The organism is Lentzea roselyniae, assembly GCF_039537795.1.
GTDB classification, from domain to species: domain Bacteria; phylum Actinomycetota; class Actinomycetes; order Mycobacteriales; family Pseudonocardiaceae; genus Lentzea; species Lentzea atacamensis.
In genome coordinates this window covers 61,945-85,784 of the sequence record NZ_BAABBE010000009.1, presented here as the reverse complement: position 1 = coordinate 85,784, position 23,840 = coordinate 61,945, and the positions used below count along the sequence as shown (strand labels likewise).

At 69.3% G+C, this 23,840-nt stretch carries 23 protein-coding genes and 2 pseudogenes; 7 read left to right on the top strand and 18 right to left on the bottom strand.

The window, feature by feature from the left end; all coding sequences use genetic code 11:
• Positions 1-36 precede the first annotated feature (36 nt).
• The 12 genes from ABFX45_RS17910 to ABFX45_RS17855 are packed head-to-tail and all read right to left on the bottom strand — an operon-like array spanning position 37 to position 13,297.
• A complete protein-coding gene (locus ABFX45_RS17910; RefSeq protein ID WP_346131192.1) occupies positions 37-1,107 on the bottom strand; it encodes a 3-oxoacyl-ACP synthase III family protein in 1,071 nt (356 codons plus the stop codon).
• Positions 1,104-2,507 carry a cytochrome P450 gene (locus ABFX45_RS17905; protein WP_109638373.1) on the bottom strand — a complete coding sequence of 468 codons (1,404 nt, stop codon included), beginning with the start codon at positions 2,505-2,507 and terminating at the stop codon, positions 1,104-1,106. The genes ABFX45_RS17910 and ABFX45_RS17905 overlap by 4 nt, the downstream gene beginning before the upstream one ends.
• Positions 2,507-4,378 (bottom strand): cytochrome P450, encoded by a 1,872-nt coding sequence (locus ABFX45_RS17900; protein WP_109638372.1) that lies wholly within the window; start codon positions 4,376-4,378, stop codon positions 2,507-2,509. The genes ABFX45_RS17905 and ABFX45_RS17900 overlap by 1 nt, the downstream gene beginning before the upstream one ends.
• On the bottom strand, positions 4,375-4,911 hold the full coding sequence (locus ABFX45_RS17895) for an ester cyclase (RefSeq protein WP_109638371.1): 537 nt from the start codon (positions 4,909-4,911) through the stop codon (positions 4,375-4,377). The genes ABFX45_RS17900 and ABFX45_RS17895 overlap by 4 nt, the downstream gene beginning before the upstream one ends.
• Positions 4,892-6,397 carry a phytoene desaturase family protein gene (locus tag ABFX45_RS17890; protein ID WP_346131188.1) on the bottom strand — a complete coding sequence of 502 codons (1,506 nt, stop codon included), beginning with the start codon at positions 6,395-6,397 and terminating at the stop codon, positions 4,892-4,894. Before ABFX45_RS17890 ends, ABFX45_RS17895 begins: the two co-directional genes overlap by 20 nt.
• Positions 6,394-7,164: an SDR family NAD(P)-dependent oxidoreductase gene (locus ABFX45_RS17885; RefSeq protein ID WP_346131186.1), complete on the bottom strand. Its 771-nt coding sequence runs from the start codon at positions 7,162-7,164 to the stop codon at positions 6,394-6,396. Before ABFX45_RS17885 ends, ABFX45_RS17890 begins: the two co-directional genes overlap by 4 nt.
• Positions 7,161-9,473, bottom strand: coding sequence for a beta-ketoacyl synthase N-terminal-like domain-containing protein (locus tag ABFX45_RS17880; protein ID WP_346131184.1), 2,313 nt, complete (start codon positions 9,471-9,473; stop codon positions 7,161-7,163). The genes ABFX45_RS17885 and ABFX45_RS17880 overlap by 4 nt, the downstream gene beginning before the upstream one ends.
• Positions 9,470-10,768 (bottom strand): beta-ketoacyl-[acyl-carrier-protein] synthase family protein, encoded by a 1,299-nt coding sequence (locus tag ABFX45_RS17875; protein WP_109638368.1) that lies wholly within the window; start codon positions 10,766-10,768, stop codon positions 9,470-9,472. Before ABFX45_RS17875 ends, ABFX45_RS17880 begins: the two co-directional genes overlap by 4 nt.
• A complete protein-coding gene (locus ABFX45_RS17870; protein WP_211337450.1) occupies positions 10,765-11,136 on the bottom strand; it encodes a 3-hydroxyacyl-ACP dehydratase FabZ family protein in 372 nt (123 codons plus the stop codon). The genes ABFX45_RS17875 and ABFX45_RS17870 overlap by 4 nt, the downstream gene beginning before the upstream one ends.
• Positions 11,129-12,388: a beta-ketoacyl-[acyl-carrier-protein] synthase family protein gene (locus ABFX45_RS17865; RefSeq protein ID WP_109638367.1), complete on the bottom strand. Its 1,260-nt coding sequence runs from the start codon at positions 12,386-12,388 to the stop codon at positions 11,129-11,131. The genes ABFX45_RS17870 and ABFX45_RS17865 overlap by 8 nt, the downstream gene beginning before the upstream one ends.
• Complete coding sequence (locus ABFX45_RS17860) at positions 12,385-12,837, bottom strand: 3-hydroxyacyl-ACP dehydratase FabZ family protein (protein ID WP_109638366.1); 453 nt, start codon at positions 12,835-12,837, stop codon at positions 12,385-12,387. Before ABFX45_RS17860 ends, ABFX45_RS17865 begins: the two co-directional genes overlap by 4 nt.
• Positions 12,838-12,880: 43 nt before the next feature.
• On the bottom strand, positions 12,881-13,297 hold the full coding sequence (locus ABFX45_RS17855; RefSeq protein WP_109638365.1) for an acyl carrier protein: 417 nt from the start codon (positions 13,295-13,297) through the stop codon (positions 12,881-12,883).
• 301 nt (positions 13,298-13,598) lie between these two features.
• Here ABFX45_RS17855 and ABFX45_RS17850 point away from each other — a divergent pair, with 301 nt between their 5' ends.
• A complete protein-coding gene (locus tag ABFX45_RS17850; protein ID WP_346131179.1) occupies positions 13,599-14,393 on the top strand; it encodes a choice-of-anchor P family protein in 795 nt (264 codons plus the stop codon).
• Between the two features lie 566 nt (positions 14,394-14,959).
• Positions 14,960-15,250 (top strand): transposase, encoded by a 291-nt coding sequence (locus tag ABFX45_RS17845; RefSeq protein ID WP_346131177.1) that lies wholly within the window; start codon positions 14,960-14,962, stop codon positions 15,248-15,250.
• A 96-nt stretch (positions 15,251-15,346) separates the two neighbouring features.
• Here the strand turns inward: ABFX45_RS17845 and ABFX45_RS46515 are convergent.
• Positions 15,347-15,475: pseudogene (locus tag ABFX45_RS46515) on the bottom strand (IS3 family transposase); the annotation flags it as partial.
• A gap of 296 nt (positions 15,476-15,771) precedes the next feature.
• Between ABFX45_RS46515 and ABFX45_RS17840 the strand changes: the two are divergent.
• A complete protein-coding gene (locus ABFX45_RS17840) occupies positions 15,772-16,143 on the top strand; it encodes a MerR family transcriptional regulator (protein WP_346131175.1) in 372 nt (123 codons plus the stop codon).
• A gap of 6 nt (positions 16,144-16,149) precedes the next feature.
• Here ABFX45_RS17840 and ABFX45_RS17835 read toward each other — a convergent pair whose 3' ends face one another.
• A complete protein-coding gene (locus ABFX45_RS17835; RefSeq protein ID WP_346131173.1) occupies positions 16,150-16,704 on the bottom strand; it encodes a nucleotidyltransferase family protein in 555 nt (184 codons plus the stop codon).
• Between the two features lie 20 nt (positions 16,705-16,724).
• On the opposite strand from ABFX45_RS17835, the pseudogene ABFX45_RS46510 reads away from it, so the two are divergent.
• A pseudogene (locus ABFX45_RS46510) lies at positions 16,725-18,026 on the top strand (SulP family inorganic anion transporter); the annotation flags it as partial.
• Positions 18,027-18,434: an STAS domain-containing protein gene (locus tag ABFX45_RS46505; RefSeq protein WP_428834162.1), complete on the top strand. Its 408-nt coding sequence runs from the start codon at positions 18,027-18,029 to the stop codon at positions 18,432-18,434. It abuts the pseudogene before it with no gap.
• A gap of 165 nt (positions 18,435-18,599) precedes the next feature.
• On the opposite strand, the gene ABFX45_RS17825 is transcribed toward ABFX45_RS46505, so the two are convergent.
• The 4 genes from ABFX45_RS17825 to ABFX45_RS17810 form a co-directional block, all read right to left on the bottom strand.
• On the bottom strand, positions 18,600-19,220 hold the full coding sequence (locus ABFX45_RS17825) for an NAD(P)-binding protein (RefSeq protein ID WP_346131171.1): 621 nt from the start codon (positions 19,218-19,220) through the stop codon (positions 18,600-18,602).
• Positions 19,221-19,463: 243 nt separating this feature from the next.
• Positions 19,464-19,643 (bottom strand): hypothetical protein, encoded by a 180-nt coding sequence (locus ABFX45_RS17820; RefSeq protein WP_346131169.1) that lies wholly within the window; start codon positions 19,641-19,643, stop codon positions 19,464-19,466.
• A 75-nt stretch (positions 19,644-19,718) separates the two neighbouring features.
• The gene (locus ABFX45_RS17815) at positions 19,719-20,381 is read right to left on the bottom strand and encodes a potassium channel family protein (protein WP_428834159.1); all 663 of its coding nucleotides are present in this window, start codon (positions 20,379-20,381) and stop codon (positions 19,719-19,721) included.
• Entirely contained in the window at positions 20,371-20,940 is a 570-nt protein-coding gene (locus ABFX45_RS17810) for a potassium transporter TrkG (RefSeq protein WP_428834158.1), read from the bottom strand. The genes ABFX45_RS17815 and ABFX45_RS17810 overlap by 11 nt, the downstream gene beginning before the upstream one ends.
• 602 nt (positions 20,941-21,542) lie before the next feature.
• Here ABFX45_RS17810 and ABFX45_RS17805 point away from each other — a divergent pair.
• Together ABFX45_RS17805 and ABFX45_RS17800 are read left to right on the top strand one after the other, a co-directional pair.
• Complete coding sequence (locus ABFX45_RS17805; RefSeq protein ID WP_346131165.1) at positions 21,543-22,592, top strand: YbaB/EbfC family nucleoid-associated protein; 1,050 nt, start codon at positions 21,543-21,545, stop codon at positions 22,590-22,592.
• A 32-nt stretch (positions 22,593-22,624) separates the two neighbouring features.
• On the top strand, positions 22,625-23,755 hold the full coding sequence (locus ABFX45_RS17800; RefSeq protein ID WP_146231633.1) for a PucR family transcriptional regulator: 1,131 nt from the start codon (positions 22,625-22,627) through the stop codon (positions 23,753-23,755).
• Positions 23,756-23,840: the final 85 nt, after the last annotated feature.

Here is a 23,840-nt window from a genome sequence, read left to right as displayed (position 1 = left end):
GAACAGATCTGCGGTGTGATGTGAGTCACACGCGCTTCAGCTGATCAGGTCGACGACGGTGCTCGCGTAGATCCACTTGGTGCTTTCCACACCGACCAGCAGCACCCTCTGCCCCGCACGCACCTGGCCGGACCGCCGGGCCTGGTCCAGGAACAACGGCACTGCGGCGCTTCCGACGGCGCCGGTCCGCGCCAGGCTGTCGATCACTCGACCGGTCAGCTTCGTCCACTCGGGTGTGCTCAGCCCCGCCGCCTGCAGGGCGTCGAGCATCCAGCCCGCGTTCCCCTCTGGGACCAGGCACCAGTCGACGGTGTCGACCGTCACGTTGCAGGCCTCCAGGCCGTGGGTGATCGCCTCGGTGACCATCCTGGGCGTCACCTCGGCGGCGCCCACGACGTCGACCTGGAGATCGACCAGGCGGGGGCTCGCCGCCTGGACGTGCAGTGGCGCGTGAGTTCCTCCGCCGACCGAACGGATTCCAGGCGGCCGGTCGCCTCCGATCGCGCACGTCGCGCCGCCGAGCAGGCCGCCCGGCTCGTCCCCGACGGTGAGAACGGCGGCGCCCGCCCCGTCGCCGAACAGGTACAGCGGGATCCGTTCCCGCATCCGGATGCGTTCCACGTCGCGGTGCAGGTACAGAGGAGCGAGCACCGGGGAGATCACCTCGCTGCCGATCACGAGCGCCGTGGTGGCCATGCCCGACGTCAGATACAGGCGCGCGATGTCCAGGCACTGCACCCACCCCGCGCCGCCGGACCGCACCTCCAGGGTCGCGCAGCGGTCGATGCCCAGCCGCTCCTGCACGAGGTTCGCCGTCGGCGGAAGCGGATACTCCGGTGTTCCCGTGGAGAGCAAGATGAGATCGACCTCGGCGGCGTCCACGCCGGCGTCCGCCAGCGCCCGCCGGGCCGCCTCGGTGGCCATGTCGGTGTTGCTCTCGCGGTGTCCGCCGGTGGCCGGATCGATCATCCAGAACCGCTGCTCGATCCCGAGCCCGTCCAGCACCTGCGCGGGCAGCGCGCCGACGAGACGTTCCAGGTCGTCGTTCGAGATCGGCTCACCAGGCTGGTAACCGCCTGTGCCGACGATGTGCGCACGGCGGCTCACAGCGCTCCGGCCTTCCTGGTGCGAGCGGCCGCGATCACCGAGATGGCGTCGCGAGCGTTGAGGGTCATGTCGGGCCGCGCCTCGACCGGGCGCCCGCCCTGCGCACTGGTCAGCCGGACGCGCTGCAGCAGGCAGGCGGCGACGATGGTCAGCTCCATCGTCGCGAAGGCCATCCCGACGCAGTGGCGGGGACCGGCCAGGTAGGGCAGGTAGCTGAACCTGAGCCGATCAGCGACGGCCGCGCGGCTGAACCGCTCGGGGTCGAACCGTTCCGGCTCCGGCCAGTACACCGGGTCCCGGTGCAGCAGGAACGTGTTGAGCAGCAGGAACGAGCCCGCGGGAACGTGGTGGCCACCGAGTTCGTCGTCCTCGACAGGCGTCCGGGCAACCTGCCACAACGGCGGATACAGGCGCAGCACCTCCTGAATGACCATCCGCAGGTACCGGAGCCTCGGAAGATCGCCGATGGCGGGCGGCCGTCCGCCGAGCACCTGCTCCACCTCCTCGGCGGCCTGCTCGGCCGCCTCCGGATACGTGGCCAGGCAGTGGCACAACCAGGACAGGGCGGCTGCCGCTGTCTCGTGCCCGGCGATGAACAGGGTGGTCACGTGGTCTCTGAGCTGCTGGTCGGACATGGCGCCACCGGTGTCGGGATCGCGCGCCGCCATCAGCATCGCCAGCAGGTCGCCGCGCCCGGACCACATCGCTTCCCCAACGCCCGCCCCGCCCGTCCGCCGTGCTCCGATCAGCTCGAACACGATGCGGTCCATGGTTCGCCTCGCTCTGGTGAAGCGGAGGTTGCGCGGTGTTGGCACCCATTCCGGCAGATCGAGCACGGCGATCAGTTTGTGGTTCAGGTGCTCCATCTCGACGCGCACCGCAGAGGCGAGCTCTGCCGCGGCACCCACCCAGTCGGCGGTGAACAGACACCGGGCCAGCACGTCGAGGGTGAGCCGTCGCATGTCCGGTCGCACGTCGAACGGGAGGCCCTGGCCGGCCCTGCGTTCCCACTCACGTGCCAGCAGCCCGGCCCGTTCGGCCATGATCCCGGCGAAACCGGACAGGTGGTCCTTGCGGAACACCGGTTCGACCAGGCTCCTCTGGTGTGTCCACTCCGGACCGCTGGTGGTGACGAGCCCACGTCCCACGGCCGCGCCGACCTTGCGCTCGAAGTCGGCGGGATGCGGGTAGTTGGCGAAGTTGTCCACGAGGATGCGCTGGAAGTGATCGGGACCCGTGACCAGGTAAACCGGCACCGGTCCCCGGAACCGCACGAGTTCCCCGTACTCCTGCTTGGCTCGCCTGAAGGTACCCATCGGATCTCGCCGGAAGTCCAGGGCCGACCCCAGCAACGGGTGCCCGGCGGGACCGGGTGGAAGCATCGCAGCAGACATGATCATCAACCGTCCTTCAGCGGCACGAGAGCCATCGGCATGCCGCCCTCTGGGTAGAGGAAGACGTTGGAGGTGGGTGTGCACAGGTGTCCCGGCCGCAGCTGGAGCCGGTAGGACTGGAGGAGACGAGCGATCACCAGGGGGGCCTCGAACAGCGCGATGCTCGCCCCGGGGCAGAGCCGCGGCCCGCGGGAGAACGGCATGTAGGAGTACAGGGGCTGCTGGGTGGCCCGCTGTCTGGCGAACCGTTCCGGCTGGAACCCCTCCGGGTTGTCCCAGAACTCCGGGTGCCGGTGGAGCAGGTAGGGGCTGATGAACACCTGCGAGCCGCGGGGGATCCGGCAACCGCCGAGAACATCGTCCTCGATGGGGCTGCGCGACATCGTCCACACCGGTGGATACAGGCGCAGCGCCTCCTGGTAGACCATGCGCAGATAGCTCAGCCGGGGCAGGTCGGAGTCGGCCACCGGTCGTCCGCCCACGATCTCGGAGAGTTCGGCCCGTACCGCGTCCTCGACGGCCGGATGCCGCGACAACAGGGAGAACGTCCAGACCAGGGACAGGGCCGTCGTCTCGTAGCCGCCGAGGAAGATCGTCACGATCTCGTCGCGCACGTGCTGGTCGGTCATCCCGCGGCCGCCTGCCGACAGCAGCCGGGACAGCATGTCGTCCCGGTCGGCCGGATCCCGCCGCCGACGCTGGATCAGGTCGTGCACGAAGCCGTCCACCAGGGCGCGGGCGGCCACGAACCGGCGGTGAGCCGGGGTCAGCCGTGTGCCGGGCAGCTCCACGAAACGTTGCAGCCGGGCGTTGGTGTGGGCGTTGCAGGTGCGCACGGCGTCCGCGATCTCCGCGGTCCGCCCGCCGAGGTCGGCGCTGAACACCGTGCGCATCACGATGTCCAGCGCGAGCCGCATCATCTCGGGCGTCAGGTCGACCGTCTCCACCCGCTCGTCACGCCACCGGTGCGCCAGCTCACCGGCGGCCGTCACCATGACCGGGGCGTAGGAGGCAACCCGGGCACCTTTGAAGACAGGCTGAGCGAGGCGACGCTGCCGGAAGTGGAACTCGCCGTTCGAGGTGAACAGGCCGTTACCCACGAACGGCTCGAACTTGCCGACCGACAGCGGGTCCTTCGGATAGATCGGCTGCTTGTACTCCAGCACCTGGCGTACGTGGTCGGGATGGTTGACGAGGAACAGCCGCCGCGAGCCCGGCAGCGGGAACCGCACGACGTCTCCGTGCTCGCGCCAGGCGCGGGTGAAGGTACCCACGAGGTCGCGCGCCAGGTCCGGCCCCACGCCCACCACCGGGTAGCCCCTCGGCCCCGGTGCCTCCCGCGCGAGGACGGGGGACAGTTCCGCCGGGACAGGCGGCGGGGACAGTGCGGACCGGACGAGGGAGCGGGCTGCCGTCAGGACCTGACGGAGCGGGTGTGCGTCGAGGGGCGGCACGGCGCCTGCGGCCACCAGCAGCCCGTGGAAGTCGGACTCGTGCCACAGTTCCCGCAACCGGCCCTGGTCGTCGATGACGACGTGGATCATCTCGGTGAGAGTGAGCCCGCGCCGCGTCGGCGGCACCAGGCCGGCCAGGTGTCCGGTGTGGGTGCCGCGGAAGGACAGCCGCGCCACCACCTCGGGCCCGGCGCTGATCAGGCCCTCAACCCGATAGGACAGGTCGGGCTGTCCCTGTTTGACCAACCGGACCAGACGCTGGAACTCGGGCAGCGTGCGCGTCTGCGGGTGGCTGCCGATGTGGAAGGACGCCTCCGGCGCGCACAGCTCGTCCAGGGTGTTCAGAAGATCCTGCTCGCCGATGCTCCACGCTCGCCGCAAGAACTCCAGAACGCAGCGCTGGTAGTCGATCCCGCTGCTCATGACCGCCCCCTGCCCGCCACCGAGGCCTTGGCGGAGAGCGCCGCGAGGCGGCCTGCCGTGCGCACCAGGTGCCCGCTGCCGCCGAGCACACCCGCGTCCGCCGGAGGCAGCACGCCGAGCTGGCCCAGGACCCGCAGCGGGCTGGACTGTCGCCACAGCTCGGCCACCCGCCCGTCGTCGAACCGCAGCCAGAGCATCTCGGTGGCGCGAGTGAACAGGCCGGTCGGCGGCAGGCCCCACAACCATCCGCGATGCGTCCCGGTCACCGAGGTGCGCAGGAACACCTGCTGCCCCTGCTCGACCGCGGCGTGCACGGCGAGCCCGAGGTCGGGCAGACCGGCGCGCAACCGGTGTACCAGCCGCAACAGGCCGTTCCGGTCGAGGACGCCCGGCTGGTCGGGTGAGTGACCGGTGAATCCGGGGGCGAGCAGACGGTGGGCGACGCTGTCGTCCCCGTGGTTCCACAGCCGGTCCACCAGCTCGCCGGCCAGGGCGGTCAGGTCTGCGGCGGGCTCAGAAGGTCGGTCCGGCATCGGTTTCTCCCGTGGTCAGAAGAATCTCCCTGGCCGCGTGACACCCGGAGACGATCACGCGCAGCGCGCTGGCCGCCTGCGTCCAGTGCCCGGCCAGGTACAGCCCCTCGATCGGCGTCGAGTGGGCAAGTCGCTTGCTACCGGCCTGGTCCGGGGTGTTCTCCCAGCCGTACGCCGCGCCGAACCGGTTCCCGGTGAATCGTTCGAGGGTGTGCGGGGTGGCGCTCTCGACGTGGGTCAGCCCGGAGCGAAAGCCGGGGTAGAGCTGTTCCACCAGGTCCAGGTACCGCTCCTGGAGCACCGGCTTCAGCTCCGCCCAGTCCTGTCCGGCGTCGTACGGGGCCAGTGCCGTCGAGGTGAACAGGTGCTCTCCGGCGGGCGCCAGCGAGCGGTCCAGCAGAGTCGGCACCACCACCACGGAGGCCGGGGCCTGCCCGCGCTGGAACCGCCGGAATGTCAGGTCGTGGTCGTCCCCGGTGAACAGGAACGTCTCGTGCGCCGCGCCGGCCGGGTCGATTTCGCAGGTACTGGCCGCGTACACGACGAACATCGACATCGACGGACGCAGCCGCGCCAGCCGGCGCGCGTAGGCCGGTGGCACGTGGTCCATTCCCAAGAGGTCGTGAAAGGTGTGCCAGGCATCGGCGTTGGACACCACCACCGGGGCGCGGACCAGGCCGCCATCGCCGAGAAGCACTCCGGCGACCCGGCCGGACCGCAGTACGACACGCTTGACCGGGGTGTCGGCCGCGACCGTCCCTCCGCGTTTCTCGATCGCGCTCACGAAGGCATCCACCAGGCGCTGGAAGCCGCCGACGCAGTGCGACAGGCCGTGCAGCTGGGTCTGGAGGAAACGCGCGTACAGCTCGAACGACAGCTGGGAGGGCGGCAAACCCATGTAGGGCCACCCGGCGGCACAGAAGGCCCGGCAGCGCGGATCGGAGATGTGGGCGTTCAGCACCTCGGCCAGGGTGGCGCGCCGATGCTGGAAGTACACCTCGCTGCCGCGCACCGCGGCTCCGAGCTCCCGCGCGGAGAGCCGGACGGGCAACTGACGCGCCTCGGCGAGAAACACCTCGCAGAGGCCGAAGAACGACCTGATGCCCGCCGCTTCGTGGGGGAACGCGGCCACATACGCCTCGACGACGGCACCGGAGCCGAACGGGACATCGAGCGCGGTGGAACCGATGACCGCCCGGTACAGCAGGTCGGAGTCCACGAAGTCGCACTCCCCGGCGATGTCCAGGTGGTCGAGCAGGCGGCGCAGCGTTCCCCCGGGTCCCGCCTCCGGCACGACGTGAATGGCCGGGTCGAAGTACCTGCCGTCCCTGGTGAACCCGTGGGCGTACCCGCCGACGCCCGCGGCGCGTTCGGCCACCAGCACCCGTCGGCCGTGCCGGGCGAGGTAGGCGGCCGCGGCCAGCCCGCCCAGCCCGCTGCCGACGACGACCACGTCGAACTCGCCGCCGTACCCCTGGCCGGTCACCGGGCCCGTCCCAGCCCGAGCGCGGTGAGCGCACCGCCGTCGACGGGGACCAGCGCGCCGGTGATCAGGCCGGCGTCCGGCCCGGCGAGGAAGCAGACCGCCTGGGCGATCGCCTCGGGCTCGACGAAGCTGCGCAGGGGAATCTGCCGGAGGATCTGCTTTCCCCGGTCTCCCTCCAGCAGTCCGGCGACCATCTCGGTGGGCGAGAACCCCGGCAGGACCGCATTCACGCGCACGCCGAAGCGAGCCGCCTCCATGGCGCTGCACCGCGTGAAGGCGTTGATCGCACCCTTTGACGCCGCGTAGTTGGCCTGACCGATCCATCCGCGTTCACCCATGACCGAGGAGATGTTCACGATCGACCCGCTCCCCTGCGCCATCAGGCGCGGCAACACGGCCTGCGTGCAGTGGAAGACGCCGCCGAAGTTGACCTTCATGACGGCCAGCCAGGAGTCCGGTGACATCCGGCAGATGAGGTCGTCCTCGGCGACTCCGGCGTTGTTGACCAGGACATCGACGCGGCCGTGGCGCTCGACCACCTCGGCGATCATCCGGTCGACCTCGTCCGGTTCGGCGACGTCCGCGGCGATAACCTCCGCCTGTCCGCCCTCGGCCTGGATGAGCTCCGCCACCTCCGCGGCTCGCGTCGCCGACCTGCGGTGGTTGACGACCACAGTGGCTCCCTCCGCCGCGAGAGCGCGGCAGATCTCCCTGCCGATGCCGCGGGATCCCCCGGTCACCACGGCCACCTGCTTGTCGAGTTTCACCCCGCGTCCCCTCTCGTGATCACGATGCTGACGTGAGCGCCACCCAGCGACGAGCTGTTCACCAGGGATGCGCGAGAACCCGTGCGATGACGCGTCATGTCGTCCCAGGCGAGCAGGGCGGTCAGTGCGCCGCCTACTCCGAGCGGCTCTCCGACGGTGAGCTTCGGCGCGTGGATCTTCACGCCGGCCGGGAGGCATCGGGTGACCGCCGCGCGTTCGGCGTTGTCCGCGGTGCCGAGCCCGGCGGCGGCCAGCCACACGTCGCCGATCTCGTCCGGGCTCGTCGCCGCGTCCAGCAACGCACCGAGCACCGCGCGTTGCACGCCCTGACCGTCCGGATCCCACAACCCGCTCGAACGGGCGTCGTGGGCCGCCGCCCAGCCGCGGACAGCTCCGAGCACGGTCGCGCCGCGGCCGTGTGCCACCTCGGGGCGTTCGAGCACGATCGCCACCCCGGCCTCGATCAGTGACAGGCCGTCACCGCGGCGGTCGTCGCGGAGCACGCCCTGCCGCCGGTAGGCGCTCAGCACCGTGTCGGTGAGCACATCGGCTGCGACCACGACGATCCGGTCGGCCCGTCCCATTCCGATCAAATCGGCCGCGTAGCCCAGTGCGACGGCGCCCGACGCGTGGCCGACGGACACGGTGCACGTCGGCCCGCGCAGGCCCAGGCGGGTGGCGACCCGCCCGGCGGCCTGGCTGTAGACGGTGTTGGGGAACACCGAAGGGCTGGCGGCCCTCGGTCCCTCTGCCAGCAGCGGCCCGAGGAACTGTTCGATGGACTCGGCGGGGCCGACACCGGTGCCCAGCACCAGGCCGGTGCGTTCGGCGTCCGCCGACCCCGGCTCGACAGCGGCGTGGCGCAGCGCCGTGGCCGCGCTCATCACGCTCAGCGCGGACAGCCGATCCACACGCCTGCGGTCGCGCCGATCCAGGGACGGGTTGACGTCGAGATCCACCGCAGGTCCGGTGGTGACCCGCCCGTCACCGCCGGCCGACCGCGTCAGGAGGTCGACGCCTTCGCCCGCCGGGGAGAAAACGGCAATCCCGGTGACCAAGGCCGGTTGCCAGGGGGTGGTGACGGCGGAACCGATGCCGGGCCGCGCGAGCACGACGGCGGCGTTGACGCCGCCGAACGCCATGCTGTTGGCGATCGCGGCCCGGCCGTCCCACGGTCGCGCGGCGCCCGGCACGTAGTCCAGGTCGCACTCGGGGTCGGGCTCGTAGTCGCCCGCCGTGGGCGGGACCACCCGTTCCCGGACCGCGCAGGCGGTGACGATCGCCTCGACGGCACCGGCCGCCCCGAGCAGGTGCCCGATCACCGACTTGGTGCTGCTGACCGCCACCGAGTCGGCAGCGGGGCCGAGCGCGGCCCGGATGGCGTTGCTCTCGGCCACATCGTTCTTGGGCGTCCCTGTGCCATGGCCGTTGACGTAGCCGATGTCCGTACCGCTCAGACCGGCGTCGGCGAGCGCATGCAGCAGCGCCTGCGCGGCTCCGGAGCCGTCCGGCCGAGGCGCGGTCGGGTGGTAGGCGTCCGTGCTGAGTCCGTAGCCCGCCACCTCGGCCACGACCTCGAGCCCGGCGCGGGCCGCCAGGTCGGCGCGGACGAGCAGGAGCCAGCCGCTGCCCTCACCGAGTGACAGGCCGTTGCGCAACCGCGAGTAGGGCGCCGTGGGTCGCGGGGCGAGCGACTGCAGCGCCGCGAACCCGGCTACGACCACATCGGACAGGGCGTCGACCCCACCGGTCAGCACCGCCTCGGCTCGTCCGCGCCGGATCAGGTCGGTGCCCAGCCCGATCGCGCTGACCCCGGACGCGCACGCGGTGTTCACCGCGAGCACCGGACCGCGGGCACCGACACTGGTCCCGACCGCCTCGGCCAGGGCCTGCGGCGTGATGGTGCGGGCCACTTCGGCGGGCAGTTCCACCCCGTCGAGTGCCGCCTGACACCACCGCCGGGCGGACAGCAGGCCCGCGTTGCAGGTGCCGAGCACCACACCGAGCCGATCGGCGGGCACCAGGTCCGCGGGCACGGCCGACCACGTCTGCCAGGCGGCGGCCAGTGCCAGCGCCAGTGCGCGGTCGGCATGGGGTCGTATCCGGACACGACGTCCGAACGGCTCGGTCGGCACGTGGTCGACCTCGCCCGCGACGAGCGTGGGATCGACCGGCCAGTCCAGGTGGCGCACCGAGGTGATGGCGACCCTGCCTTCGCGCGCACCCGTCCACAGGTCCTCCGCCGTGGCGCCGAGACTGCTGATCGCGCCCATCGACACCACGACCACGCGAGGCGCCTCGCCGTTCACCGCGCACCTGCACAGCAGTGCTCGTTCAACCCACGCAACATGACAGCGGCACGTTGCCCCGCGAGGCCGGAGGCGAGACCGACCGCGGTACGCACCCGGCCGACGACAGGTTGGTCACGAATCCACGTCATCGGTGGGAGAGCCGGGTCGACGTAGCGGAGGTTCGTCACCGGAGGCACGACGCCCATGTCGAGTATCAGCGCCGCGATGGCGACGTTCAACGCTCCCGACGCAGCTCCGAGCTCTCCGGTGCCACCCTTGACGCACGTCATGGCGGGGGAGCCCCCGCCGACAGCCAGTCGTATCCCCGCGGCCTCGCCGAGGTCCCCCCGCCGAGTGGCGTTGCCGTGTGCCACCACGACATCGACCTCCCCCGTCTGTTCCCCGGCCTGGCCTGCCGCTCTGGACATCGCCTCGGCGATGGGCAGTCCGGACCGGTCCGCGCTCAGGTGGCCCGAGGCGTCGAAGGTGGTCGCCGCTCCCGCGATCTCCGCGTAGACGTGGGCTCCCCGGGCCGACGCCGACTCCGCCGACTCCAGTACGAGCAACACCGCTCCTTCACCGGGCACCGACCCGCTGCGCATCATGTCGAACGGACGACACACGGCGCTGCCGAACTCGTTGCGACCGCTCAGTACTCCGAGGCCGTCCCATTGCGACAGCGGCCACCACGACGAACGGTCGTCCGCGCCGCCGGCCAGCACCAGATCGGCCGCGCCGGTACGCACCGCGGTCGCCGCGTGGGCCACAGCGATCGCGCTCGACTCCGCCGTCCCGTGGAAGTAGCCGTTGACTCCTTTCGCGCCCGTGAGCTTGGACAGCGTGAACAACGCGGTCGATTGCAGCCCCTCGACGTAGTAGAGGGGGTGGATGTGGGCGGCCGCCGACGAGCCGAACTGGCGGAGGTCGACACCACCGTCCGGGGTTCGCGCGGCGAGACTGCCCTCGACCAGGTGCTCGGGATCGGAGATCTCCTTGCCCCCGCTGAGGAACACCCCGATGCGGTCCTTGGCCACCGAGCCCAGGTCCACTCCCGCGTCGCGCAGCGCGAGCATCGCGCCCGCCGCCGCGAGCTGGTCGTTCCTCGTCGTCTGCCGGATCAGCCGCCGGTCCACGTAGCGTTCCGGTGCGAAGCCGGGCGCGGCCGCACCCCAGCGGGTGGCGAAGTCGGAGTCCGCGACCGAGCCGAGCTCGCGCACCGCGCTGCGGCCGGCCAGGAGGTTGCGCCAGCACACCTGCCAGCCATCGCCGAATCCTGTGATCATGCCGATCCCGGTCACCACGACGCGCCTCATGTCCGCCTCCTCGCGAGCCGCACCCGACGGGCGCCTGCGACGACACGGCCGTCGACCGTCGCGTCGACGCGGCAACTCACTTCGGTGTCCCGCGAGTCGACGACCTCCGCCGTGAACCGGACCTGGTCACCCGGCTGCACAGCACGGCGGAACTGGACCCGGCTCACGTCGGCGACCCGCCACCTGGTGGCCCCGCCGGGCGCCGCGAGACGAGCCAGCCACACCATGTCCTCCAGCAGCAGCACCCCTGGCAGGACGGGAAACCGCGGGAAGTGCGTGGCGAAAACGTCCAATGTGGCCGTGACGTTGCGCAGCGCCGTGGCCCGGCGACCAGGCTCCACCAACGGGGTCTCGTCGAAGTCAGTCACGACATCCTCCTCGGGTCGAACGCACCACGAGGCTGGCATTGGTGCCACCGAAGGCGAACGCGTTCACCAGCACCGTCTCGACCTGCCGGGCTCGGGCGGTCAGGGGAACGAAGTCCAGGTCCAGGGCGGGATCGGGCCGTCGGAGATTGACCGTCGGTGGAATCAGGCCGGTGCGCAACGCGCCGAGCGCGGCGATCAGGTTGACCCCTGCGGCCGCGGAGGTCAGGTGCCCGGTCATCGACTTCGGCGAGCTCACGCACAGTGCCCCGGCGTGCTCGCCGAAGACTTCCTTGATCGCGACGGTCTCGCTGGCGTCGTTGCCCGGTGTGCCGGTGCCGTGTGCGACCACGTAGTCCACCAGGTTCGGCCTTGCACCGGCATCCTGGATGGCCAGGCGCATGGCCTCGATCGCGCCGCCGCCGTCCGGAGGTGAGTCTGTGACGCGGTATGCGTTCAAGGTACTGCCATAGCCCGCCAACTCGGCGTGCACGGTGGCGCCACGCGCGTGCGCCCGGTCCCAGTCCTCCAACAGCAGCACGACGGCGCCCTCTCCCAGCACGAAACCGTTGCGGTCGGCGGAGAACGGCCGCGACGCCGCCGCGGGATCGTTCTCCCATCCCGCAGCGAGCGCGCCGAGCAGGCTGAAGCCCAGCACGTCGAGCCAGGTCGTCAGCGAGTCGTAACCGCCGGCCAGCACCACGTCGCACTCGCCGGCGCGGATCATGCGCAGGCCCTCGCCGACGGCGTTGGCGGCGCCCGCACAGGCCGTGCTGATGTTGACCACCGGGCCGGCGAACCCGTGCCGCCTGGCGATGAACGCACTGACGAAGCTCTGGTCTCGCCGGACGACCACGGCCGGTGCCTGCCGGCGGTATCGGCCGGCGAGCACGTCTTCAGCCATGCCGACCAGCTCGGTCAGCTCGGCCCGGCCAACCGTGCCGGCCAGACACACACCCTTGCACCACTGGGATCCGTCGGTGGGTTGAACGTCCGCCGCGCGCACCGCCTCGTCCGCAGCCGCCACGGCGAAGCCCGCGGCGCGGGACAGCTTCCTGGCCGTGCTCCGGCCAAGCCGGCGGACCGCGTCGAATCCGTTCACCTGAGCGGCGATCCGCACGGGGAAGGTGCTGGCGTCGAACGTGCGGAGCGCGGAGATCCCCCCGCGCCCGTCGACCAGTCCTCGCCAGGTCGTGGCCATGTCGTTGCCCAACGGGGTCACCGCACCGACTCCGGTGATCGCGACTCTCTTCATCGCGGCAACTCCTGACCGCGCAACCGCTCGAACCGGCGCCTGGTATCCACGGGGTCCTCCAGACTCGCCGCGGGCAGCAGGGCACACAAAATGTTCCGTGCCGTGAGCACCGGTCTGCCGTCGACCGAAACGGTGCCGGACAGTACGGCGACCTGGTCACCCATGGCGTCGACCTCTCCTCGCAGCGACAACACGTCCCCCGGCCCCGCCTCGCCGTGATAGGTGATCTCGTCGACCGACACCAGCGCGCCGCTCCGGGCGAACTCGGTGGACGCGAGCACGAGCCATGTTCCGGCCTGGCACAGCGACTCCAGCAGCAGACCACCGGGAGCACGATGGTCGTCCGCACCCCACCGACGATAATTCTCCCTGCGCGACAACAGCTTTCGCGCGATGATCGACCGACCCGGCACGAGCGAGTCGATCCGATCGACCATGTGGAACAGCATCGAGCCTCCTCGGGCGATCTGGGCCGGCGCAGCGGAAACTCCGTCAGCCACCAGCCGGGCCGACGGCGCCGAGCCTGCTGCGCACCAGCTGTTCCAGGTTGTCCACTGTGAACAAACCCATCACCTCGTCAGCCTTGATCCGGCTGACGCGCGCGCCGGTCTCCAGTTGGGGCATCACCAGCAACAGCTGGGCCATGCCCCGCTCCGACACGATCTCGTCGGCGTCACCGAACTCCTCGTCCGGGATGCCGCCCTGCACGTAGTCGGCGAGCTCGGCGGCCTCGATCCGCACGCCGAAGCTGCGCTCGATGCGAAAGAGGATGTCCAGCAGGTCGATCGACTCGGCTCCGAGGTCGTTCAACAGAGTCGCGTCACCGATCACCTCGTCGGGCTCCAGGGCAAGTGCCTCGCCCACGATGGCCCGCACCTTTTCGCTGAGCTCCGTGACCGTTCCCGTCATGTCCCACCTCCGCCTGGCACGCCGGCAGGCTTTCCCTGCCGTGCATGAAGGATCAGATGGCCCATCAGGACGGTCATGACGCGCTCCGCGCACTTTTCCTGATTTGCCCGTGACACGGGCAGCCGTCCGGCGCCATTACCCCAGCGCGGCGGTAGTCGCCTACTCCGCTGGGGGGATTTCGAGGCTCGTCCGCATCGGACCTGACCCGGTACGCGCATCGACTCACCGGACTACGACCACATCGGAGTCCGTCCCGTACGTCCCTGCCTCGCTTGGGGGACGACTACCGAAGGGATTCGCAGTGCGATCAAGGATCATGCGCAACAGCGGCGTCGTGCTCGGCACCGCCGCGTTCGGCCTCCTGGTCAGCGCCGGCCCAGCCATGGCCGAGGCGGCCACCGCCTACTCCAGGGCAGAGCTGGTCAGCGTGAACGTCGGCCCCCTCAAGGTGAACCCGATTCGGGTCGAGGCGCCGCCGAACACCGCGATCGACCAGCCGAGCTTCAACCTGGCCGACATCGTCAAACTCGACCTGATCGGCCTGGGGCTGGCCGCCAACGCCAATCCGCCCGCGGGTACCAGCGACGCCAGTGTCAACGCGGCCGACGTGGCGCTGAGCGTCGGAGTGCCTGGCGTGGCCGGCTTCGAGATCAACGAGAACGCGATCGACGTGAGCTGCAAGGCGATCGGAGACAACCTCTCCGGAACGACCACCGCCGCCTCGGTGAGCGCCAAGGTCACCGGGCCGCTCGGCACGCCTGTCCTCGACGTGAAGATCCCGGTGAACCCGCCGCCGAACTTCGGCGTCGACCTCCCAGGCATCGGCAGCCTCATCGTCAACAAGCAGGTGAAGAAGGACGGCGTCATCACCGTCACCGGCCTGGAACTGTCCCTCCTGCCGGCCATCGGCGGTGGCGGCACGGTCGAGTTGGCCAAGACCGTCTGCGGTCCGAACACCCCCGGTGGTGAAGTACCGCTCGGCACCGCCGCTGGCCTCGCCGCCGGCGTGCTGGCCGCTGGTACCGGCGCGGCCATCGTCGTGTTCCGGCGCTGCAGGTCCACAGTGGGCGAGCAGGTTGCCACGACCGACTACTGACGTCGGCTGCTCACCAAGACGAGGTCGGGGCGTCGCTCAGCGTCCAGCGACGCCCCACCACGTTCCACCGAACTCCACACCACGATCACGCGCTGCCCGGCCGGCACGTGAGATCCTGATGTCCAGGACAGGAGTCAGCTGGGCATCCTCGGCTGGCCAGGCTGACGTCGGGCTGATCGCCCCTGCCTGCACACTCGAGTGCGTACACGTCGGCACGCCACTGTGGTGTCGGTTGTCGACGCCTGGAATCCAGGTGTTGCACCACTGCTCCGGCATTGAACACCTGTCGACCGTCCACAGCTGATTGAGGGCCGGGACGATGAAACACCCACCCGGCCAGGTCCGGGCACATCCCTGTCCTTGCCCGATCGTGTCGCGCGAGGGCTGAAGCTGCGAAAACTCCTTTCAAGCCAACAACTTTCACAAGTGGGGCGACGAGTGCCGCAGGCCACCAGACGGCCCACGGCACCACTTCCAGGCGAGCGCGGCGCGAGAGCGGCCGAGCTCCGCCGCGGAGGCGGCGCGGATTTCAGGATCGGCTGCTACTCGGCCGGCGACGACACCCTGTGGGGTGTCAACCACAGCAAGAAGGGCGCCGCGAAAACCCTGGCCGCGCTGAGTCGATCCGCGCTGCCCGCCCCGACGGCGCCCCGATCTACGTCATTTTGGACAACCTGTCCGCCCACAAGGGCGAGCAGATCAGGCGCTGGGCGAGGAAGAACCGGGTCGAGCTGTGCTTCACCCCGACTTACGCGTCCTGGGCCGACCCCGGTCGAGGCCCGCTTCGGGCAACTGCGGCAGCTCAGCGTCGCCGACTCCCACCTGAGGTTCACCCCGAACGGTGGACAGGGGCTTAAGAAGTTCAGGCAGCTGCTCGGAGTGACTTCTCGTAGTCGCTGGGACTGCGCATCCCGAGCTTGGACTGCCGCCGCGTACTGTTTGTAGAAGCGGATCCACTTGTCAACTGCGGCAAGGAGTTCCGTCTTGGTGGCGTAGACGTGACGGTAGTAGTGCTCGTGTTTGAACGTGGACCAGAACGACTCCGCGGGGCTGTTGTCCCAGCAGATCCCGGTCGCGCCCATCGCGATCGGGGACGCTGCACCCCGTCAACAAGCCGACCACGAGAGCGGCCAGGCCTGCCAACCTCACGACCGCACTCAACTCACGCCCTCCCGCTCCACTCGGCAACGCAGCAACTGTGAATCCAGTCCTCTGCCCTGGGTGAACGCGCCCGTGCTGTCCAGGAATCGCCTCGCCGACGGATCCGAGCTCTCGTCGAGCTGCCCGGCCACGGCAGCCGCTGCTGCAGCGGCCCGCGCCTGACGTGCCAGAATGGGTGATCACGGCCTGCGCGGAAAGGGATGTTGTGGGCGAGCACATGCAGATCGGTGAGGTCGCCGAGCGGACCGGTCTGTCATTGCGCACGATCCGCTACTACGAGGAAGTCGGCCTGGTCGTGCCCAGTGCGCGCAGCCAGGGCGGGTTCCGCCTGTACACCGAGCCCGACGTGCAGAGGCTTGGCGTGATCATGCGGATGAAGCCGCTGGGCTTCCAGCTGGACGAGATGCGCGAACTGCTCGGCATCCTCGACGCGCTGGCTGCCGACGAAGCCACCGATCGCGATAAACACCTGCACCGCCTGACGGAGTTCTGGACTGCCGCCGAGGAACGGTGCCAGGCACTGCGCACGCAGTTGAGCATCGCGGAGGACTTCGCCGCGACGCTGCGCTCGCACCTCTCGGCGAACTGAGCTGGTTCAGGCGAACCGTGCGAGGCCGAGCGGTGTCCGATCGCGCTCCAGCCGGACCCGCAGGGCGGCGTAGGCCTCGGCGCGGGCCAGATCCTTCGGGCGCGGTGGGTCGGGAACGCGGTCGAGCACCTCGTGGGGGTCGCACACCCACACCGGCACGCCTGCTACGTCCAGCCTCGTCGCTCCTTCCTTCAGCTGGGCGTAGGTGCCGGTGAGCTTCGGCGGGACGTCGACCATGCCCAGCTGGGTGACGAACAGGTGATCCAGCTGCTCGAGTGTCAGCGGCTCAGGTTGCCACGACCGGCATTGCTCGAGCGTGAGTCCTGTGCGCCAGCTCGGGTCGTACGCGGGAACGGCGTCGAGATCCGACAGCAGGTCCGCGAGGCGACACAGGTTCCCCGGATCCGGTGAGGGCACGACATCGAGATCATTGGGTTCCAAGTCCACGCCGTACACGGCGAGAACGGTCGAGCCGCTCATGACCCAGTCGATGTCGCGCTCGTTCAGCACTTCCAGCACGGCTCGCAGGAGCAGCTGTGGCCGGTCTCGCGGATCAAGCACTCCACCGAGGCTAGCGGGATATGCGGCAGGTCGGAGACGTTGCTCACGATCACCCCGGCCGAGCCAGACTCTACCCTTACGTTACGGTAGAGTCTGAGCTGGTTGCGCCGGAGTGGCCGCGACTCGAATTCCCGCCACGAACTGCGTCGCATCCCGCGCTGCCCGACGGCGCCAGGACGTCGAATCGTGCTCATCACGCGAGGCCTCGCCCCGCGCCGTCATCTGAGGTGTTGATGTCCTCGTTCCAGGCCGCCCCGCGGCCGTCCCTGCTGCAGCGCGTCCGCACGACGTGGTTCGCCAACCCGCGCGCTGATCTGCTGTCCGGTCTGGTCGTCGCGCTCGCGCTGATCCCGGAGGCGTTGTCGTTCTCGATCATCGCGGGCGTTGACCCGAAGGTCGGCCTGTAAGCCTCGTTCACCATCGCGATCATCATCGCGTTCGCGGGCGGTCGTCCCGCCATGATCTCCGCGGCGACCGGCGCCATGGCCCTGGTGCTCGTGCAGCTGGTTCGCGATCACGGCGTCGAGTACATGTTCGCCGCCACCGTCCTCACTGGCGTGTTCCAGATCCTTTTCGGACTGCTGGGTGTCCACAAGCTGATGCGGTTCGTGCCGCGCACCGTCATGGTCGGCTTCGTCAACGCACTGGCGATCCTGCTGTTCGCCGCGCAGATCCCCCACATCACCAAGGGCGGCTGGCCGGTCATCGCGCTCGCGGTGCTCGGGCTGGCGATCATCTACCTGCTGCCGAGACTGACCAAGGTCGTGCCCGCTCCCCTGGTCGCGATCGTCGTGGTCACGGCGCTCACGGTCTTCCTGCACATCTCCGTGCCCACTGTCGGAGGCATGGGTGAACTGCCCACCGCGCTGCCCGGCTCCGGTCTGCCGATGGTGCCGTTCACAGTGGACACGCTCACCATCATCGCCCCGTACGCGTTGACTCTGGCCGCGGTCGGACTCATCGAGTCACTGCTCACCGCGCAACTGCTCGACGACATCACCGACACCGGGTCCAGGAAGGGCATGGAGGTCCGCGGTCAGGGCATCGCCAACATCGCCACCGGATTCTTCGGCGGCATGGCGGGCTGCGCGATGATCGGCCAGTCGATGATCAACGTCAAGTCCGGCGGACGCACGCGGCTGTCCACGCTCGCCGCCGGCGTGTTCCTGCTGATCCTGGTCTTCGTGCTCGGCCCGGTCGTGTCGCTGATCCCGATGGCCGCGCTCGTCGCGGTCATGGTCTTCGTGTCGATCAGCACGTTCGACTGGACCAGCATCAGGATTTCGACCCTGCGCCGCACTCCGAAGAGCGAGACCGCCGTGATGGTCGTGACCGTCGGCACCGTGGTCGCCACCCACAACCTCGCACTCGGCGTTCTGGCCGGCGCACTGCTCTCGGCGATCTTCTTCGCCCGCCGCGTCGCGCACCTCGTCGACGTCTCCAGCGTCCTCGACCCCGATGGCGACATCCGCGTCTACGCCGTCACCGGAGAACTGTTCTTCGCCTCCACCAATGAGCTCATGCACTCCTTCGACTACACGGACACCGTGTCCAAAGTGGTCATCGACCTCTCCGACGCCCACATCTGGGACAGCTCCGCGGTCGCCACCCTCGACGCCGTCACCGCGAAGTTCGCCTCACGCGGCATCGACGCCGATCTCATCGGACTCAACTCGCACAGCGAACAACTGCACACCAAGCTGTCCGGTCAACTGACCGGTTCGCACTGACGCATCTGCGAAGCGGGCGGTGCCCGTGCACCGGTTGCGCCCGAGTAAGCGCGCACCGTCCTGCTGCGCGCTCCTCGAACGGTATCCGCGACTGACCGATTTCGAGCACGTGTGCCCAGGCTTGGCAACCTTTCGAATTCATTGCTCTTTGGCGATGGTGACGCGTCACGTCCTGGGCGGCCCAGGGGTCACCACGAGCAACCTGTCTTCACCACGCAGAACCGCGACAGCCGGGTCCTCGGCCCAGAGCCGTTGACCGCGTCGCACCACGGCGACCACTTGATGCCGGCAGTCGAGCGGCGAACATCCGATCTCGTCGTGTGTCACCGCGCGTTCCGCGACCGTCCACTCGAGATCAGCAAACGCATGGCCCCTGTCGTGCGGGCGCTCCGCGTCAGGAGCCCACTCGTCGGCTTGACTCACATTCACGATGTGATCGGCGCCGAGGTATTTGACCATCGGCTGTGGCTCCGAGCCGCCGGCGATGGTGATGATCGTGGCACCGTCGTTGATCGAACGCACCGCGGAGATGATCCGCTGTGCCATGTCGTCGTCCTGCACCGCCACAACGATGTGGTCAGCGGTGTGCGCGCCCGCCAGCCACAATGTGCGTAGACGCCAGCACGGACCTACCACCGCGTGCACGCCTTCCAGGACGGCCTGCTCGGCTCGCCGGGGATCGGAGTCGACCACGGTGAAACCAGTCGTGCACCCGCTTTCACGCAAGGCCGCGACGACCCGTCGGCCGCGGACGTTGTAGCCGATGAGCACGGTGCGCGAACTCATGCCTGCTCCCCAATCGGCCACTACCTCAGCGATGTCTCAGCGTCGCAGGTAGCCCGCCCTCGTCCGCACCGGACGGGTACCGGCCTCCGATCCTCCGGCCGGTATCCGTTCTCCCCGGAGTGGTCTGGCACGGACGCTCACCTGACCGAATGTGTCCGCGTCGGTAGTGTGCCAGAAGCCTGCACTGTGCAACCTTGCGAGGTTCTTTCGATGAGGACGTCGGCAGAGAGACCCTCGCGCAGCTCAGCCGTCGCTGCGCATGATGAGGGCGAGACCACCTGCGAGGATCACGGCAATGGTGATCAGTCCCGCCCACCCACCCCATGAAGCCAACGCGAGCACGACGACAGGAACTACCACCAACATGCCGACGAGAGCCCACGGGCGGACCACACCACTGGGGTCGAACAGGAATCGGCGCATCTCCACAGCTTCGCAAACGTCCTGTCGCGACCTTCGCCTGAGTACCGCGGCGTGGGTGATGTCGTTCTACCGGTGTCAGGTGAGGTCGGCCACGCGTTCGACCTCGGAGGTCCGGCCGGCCAGGATCAGCACGTCGCCTCGGTTGATCACGGTGTCCGCGGTGGCGTAGGTGAAGCCCTCGCCCGGCCGCTTCACTCCGACCACCGTCACTCCGTACTTCGACCGCAGACGGCTCTGGTCCAGCGGCATACCGACAGCCCCTGCGGGGGCGCGAGTCTTGACCGTCGCGTAGTCGTCCTCGAACTCGATGAAGTCCAGCATTCTGCCGGTGACGAGGTGGGCGACGCGCTCGCCCATCTCGTGCTCGGGCAGCACCACGTGGTGGGCGCCCATGCGTTGCAGGATGCGGCCGTGCTGGCGGCTGACGGCCTTGGCCCAGATGTGAGGGATGCCGAAGTCCACCAGCAGGGCGGTGGTGAGGATGCTGGCTTCCAGGTCGGTTCCGATACCGACGACGACGCGCTGGAACTGGTCGACGCCGAGCTGTCTCATCACCTCCACATCGGTGGTGTCGGCGACGACCGCGTGGGTGAGCGCCTGCGCGTACTGTTGGACGATCTTGGGGTTCGAGTCGATGCCGAGAACCTCGGTTCCGCGGGCGGTGAGTTCGAGCGCCGGCGAGCTGCCGAAGCGGCCCAGACCGACCACGACGACCCGTGAGGTTTGCTTATCCGACAACAGGTCGCTCCTCGGGGAGTTCGTAGCGCCGAGCGCGATCGCGCAGCGCGAGTGCGGACGCGAGGGTGATCGGCCCGAGTCTGCCGATGAACATCAACGCGATCAGGACGAGCTGACCGGTGGCGGTGATGCCGGTGGACATGCCGACGGTGCCGAACGCCGACGTCGTCTCGAACAGCACGTCGTCGAGGGGGAACGAACTGATCGACAGCAGCACGATCCTGCCGGCCATCACGGCTCCGACTCCGAGCAGGGCCACGGTCAGCGCTTGGCGCTGCACCTGGTCGGTGATCCGCCGGTTCATCACGTGCACGGTCGGCTCGCCGCGGATTTCGGCGAGGATGACGAAACCGAGCAGGGCGAAGGTGGTCACCTTGATACCGCCTGCTGTGCCGGCGCTGCCGCCGCCGATGAACATGAGCACGTCGTTGATCAGCAGTGTGGACGAGTTCATGGCGCCCACGCCGAGGCTGTTGAAGCCCGCGGTGCGGGGCATGACGCCGTGGAAGACGCCTGCCAGCCGCAGTGAACAGCGCGGCGATTGGATCGGTGCCGGCACCGGACTCGGTTGCCATGGGCGGCATCAGCAGCGCCGTGCCGATCAGTGTCGCCACGGCGAACGCCAGCACCACGACTCGCGCGGGATGCCGCAGGCCCGGCATCAGCCGGCGCTTGAGGAACGCTGGTTTCGACAGCGACGTCACCAAGCTCCACCACGCAGGGGTTCAGGACCCGGCGAAACCGAGCGATGACGCCCGGCTCCTCAGCGCGCCACGCCCCATCAATACCCGGAGAGACCCCGCTCCGACGCAATCTTCACGCCGTCTTTGCGCGTCGACTGCCAGCTCGACCTGAGCATCCACATCACCCGGGGTTTGCCTCCGGCACGTTTTTACGGCATCTTGATGGGTGGAGCGCCGGGAAGCCTGGTCGGCCCGCTCGTCACAACACGGTGGCGGCGGCTACGCGACTAGAGGTGCCATGCCCCGGCTGCGATCGTCCTCCGCGTTCTGCTTTCCCCGGTCCGGCAAGACGGGACACCCGCCCGAACGTTGATCCGCGCGTTCGTCCGGCCTCACGGGCACTCGGATACCGAGTTGCTCTTCTTCTCCTGTCTTGCAAGGCGTTCATGCCGCTGGATCGCTTGGGGTGAGGTGTGTCGTGGTGTTCGTTCCGCGCATGATTCCGATGATCGACAATCCGCAGGTGGCCATCGCGCTGGCAGCACGCTGGCACCGGGCGAGGGCGCTCGTCCTGGTCTCGATGGCGGGGTTGCCGGCCTTGATCGGGTTGGTCTGCTTGACCTTCGCGCTGCTTCCTCGCCTTGATGTCTCCGCGATGCCGTGGTGGTCGGCGATTCCGGTTCTCGCGGCCTTCCTGTCCGTCATCGCGCTCGTGGCGTGGTTGCGCCGCGACGGTCTGACCGATCCCGCGTCCTGGTTTCCGGCAACGGTGCTGATGACCGGCAGCCAGCTGGTGCTCGGTGTGTTTCCCGGCTTCGGGATCGCGGTGAGGTCCGCGACCGGGACCGCCGTCGTGGTGAAGGCGATGCTCGCCGTCGGCGTGCTCAGCGCGGGCTCTGCGTGGTCGCTCTCGCGCAGGGCGTGCCGTTCGCTGCTCGCCTCACCGGTGCCCGAGCTGGGTGCCACCCCGCTGCGGCTCGTGTTCCGCGGCCGTTCGTCCCGCATCACGATCGGAACCGATCGGGTCGACTGGATGATCCGCGTCTCCGGCAGCCGGCTCGATGCGGGCGTGTCCTTCCGCAACCTCCGCGAGGTCTCGCTCACCGTGACGAGCAGCGACGGCGCTCTTGCTCTGGTGCTGCACACCTCTTCGGGTCGCTGGACCGTACCCACGCAGGACGCGGCCGCGTTGTGCGAGTTGCTGCGCCTGCGAAAGGCGTCGTGGGAGCAGCGGGTCGAGACCGCGATCGAACGAGAACGCGAGCTCTACCACGAGATGCTGCACCTGCTCGCGACTGCACGGGGAACCGCGTGCACCGCCGACGGGTCCGTCTCGGTGACGGTGGACGCGGATGGAGTCGCCACCGGCATCGAGCTGACGGACGGAACCCGCGGTAGGAATCCTCAGCGTCTCTCCGCGGAACTCATGGAGTGCTTCAGTCAAGCGCGACGGGTGGTCCGCGACGAGGTCCGAGATCTCATGGTGGAGCGATACGCCGGTTCGGTGTCCGAGAAACTCGCCGCCTGACACCGAGCATCCACAAAGGATGGTGGTCACCCGTGCAACGCAGCGGAGGTCGCGAGACCAGGCGCGCAAAACGACGACCAGAAGCCACGACGGTGTTCCTCCAGGCACTGAGCGAGATCAGCGTCAGGGAAAGAAGCCTCGCCACCAACGAACGGCACCAACTGCGCAACGCGGGTGCCGAGGCGGCTGAGCGTGGCGTGCCGCTGAGCGAGTTGATCGAGCAGCATCTGACGCAGACTTGGCGGTCGTGGGCGACCTTGCCCGGCGTTGAATCAGCGGACAACGCCGAGGCCGTCAAGAAGATCGGTGAAGCCGTGTTCCGTGCAGCGGAGGACGCCGTCGGCGAGCTGACCAAGGGTTACGAGGAGACCCAGCGCTGGACGATGCGCACCGAGGAGTCGCTGCGTCGTGAGTTCGTCGACGACCTGCTCACCGGACGCGATGTCGGCCAGCTCGCGGAACGCGCTGAGCGGTACGGCCTGCGGCTCGCCGGCCAGAACGTGGTCGCGGCGGCCTGGGCGCCCGAGCCGTTCGTGACGTCGGGAACGGCGACGTCGAACGTCCAGGCCGCGATGAGCCTGCGGTTCAGCTCCCGCCACGTGCTCGTCGCCGCACGCGAAGGCCTCCTGGTGTGCGTGGTCCCGCACGATCTCGCCGACGCACCTGAGGAGTTCGCCCGGCAGGTCGGCGAGGTCTTGGGCCAGAGCGCCAGATGGAGGGTCGGCGCCGGCCAGCCGCAGTCGGGCCCAGGTGGTGCGGCCCGTTCCTTCGAGCAAGCGCGCAACGCTCTGGATCTCGCCGATCGCCTCGATCTGGGCGAACGGTTCGTCAAAGCCGCGGATCTCCTGGTCTATCAAGTGCTTCTGCGGGACAGCGCGGCGCTCGGTGAACTCGTCACTGCGGTCCTCGAGCCGTTGCGCGGAGCCCGTGGTGGAGCTGAACGCCTGGTGGAGACGTTGGATGTCTACTTCGCTTCCGGGCGCGTCACCACCGCCACCGCCAAGGACCTCGGCATCGGCGTTCGCACGGTCACCTACCGCCTCGAACGCGTCCAGGAACTGACCGGCTACCGCGCCGACGATCCCGCCCAGGCGTTCACGCTTCAGGTGGCGGTGCTCGGTGCACGTCTGCTGGGATGGCCTCAGCGAGGGCCGGCGCCGTGATCGCCGGGCTACGGCAGGCAACCCCCGTCCAACTGGCCGAGCGCGTGCCTGTCCGCCGGACGAGATCGGACCGACCATGGTGTGG

Coding starts and splice junctions, on each gene's coding strand:
- ABFX45_RS17905 (WP_109638373.1), bottom strand. CDS start 2,507: ATGATCATGTCTGCTGCGATGCTTCCACCCGGTCCCGCCGGGCACCCG.
- ABFX45_RS17900 (WP_109638372.1), bottom strand. CDS start 4,378: ATGAGCAGCGGGATCGACTACCAGCGCTGCGTTCTGGAGTTCTTGCGG.
- ABFX45_RS17895 (WP_109638371.1), bottom strand. CDS start 4,911: ATGCCGGACCGACCTTCTGAGCCCGCCGCAGACCTGACCGCCCTGGCC.
- ABFX45_RS17875 (WP_109638368.1), bottom strand. CDS start 10,768: ATGAGGCGCGTCGTGGTGACCGGGATCGGCATGATCACAGGATTCGGC.
- ABFX45_RS17865 (WP_109638367.1), bottom strand. CDS start 12,388: ATGAAGAGAGTCGCGATCACCGGAGTCGGTGCGGTGACCCCGTTGGGC.
- ABFX45_RS17860 (WP_109638366.1), bottom strand. CDS start 12,837: ATGCTGTTCCACATGGTCGATCGGATCGACTCGCTCGTGCCGGGTCGG.
- ABFX45_RS17855 (WP_109638365.1), bottom strand. CDS start 13,297: ATGACGGGAACGGTCACGGAGCTCAGCGAAAAGGTGCGGGCCATCGTG.
- ABFX45_RS17840 (WP_346131175.1), top strand. CDS start 15,772: ATGCAGATCGGTGAGGTCGCCGAGCGGACCGGTCTGTCATTGCGCACG.
- ABFX45_RS46505 (WP_428834162.1), top strand. CDS start 18,027: ATGGTCGTGACCGTCGGCACCGTGGTCGCCACCCACAACCTCGCACTC.
- ABFX45_RS17825 (WP_346131171.1), bottom strand. CDS start 19,220: ATGAGTTCGCGCACCGTGCTCATCGGCTACAACGTCCGCGGCCGACGG.
- ABFX45_RS17820 (WP_346131169.1), bottom strand. CDS start 19,643: ATGCGCCGATTCCTGTTCGACCCCAGTGGTGTGGTCCGCCCGTGGGCT.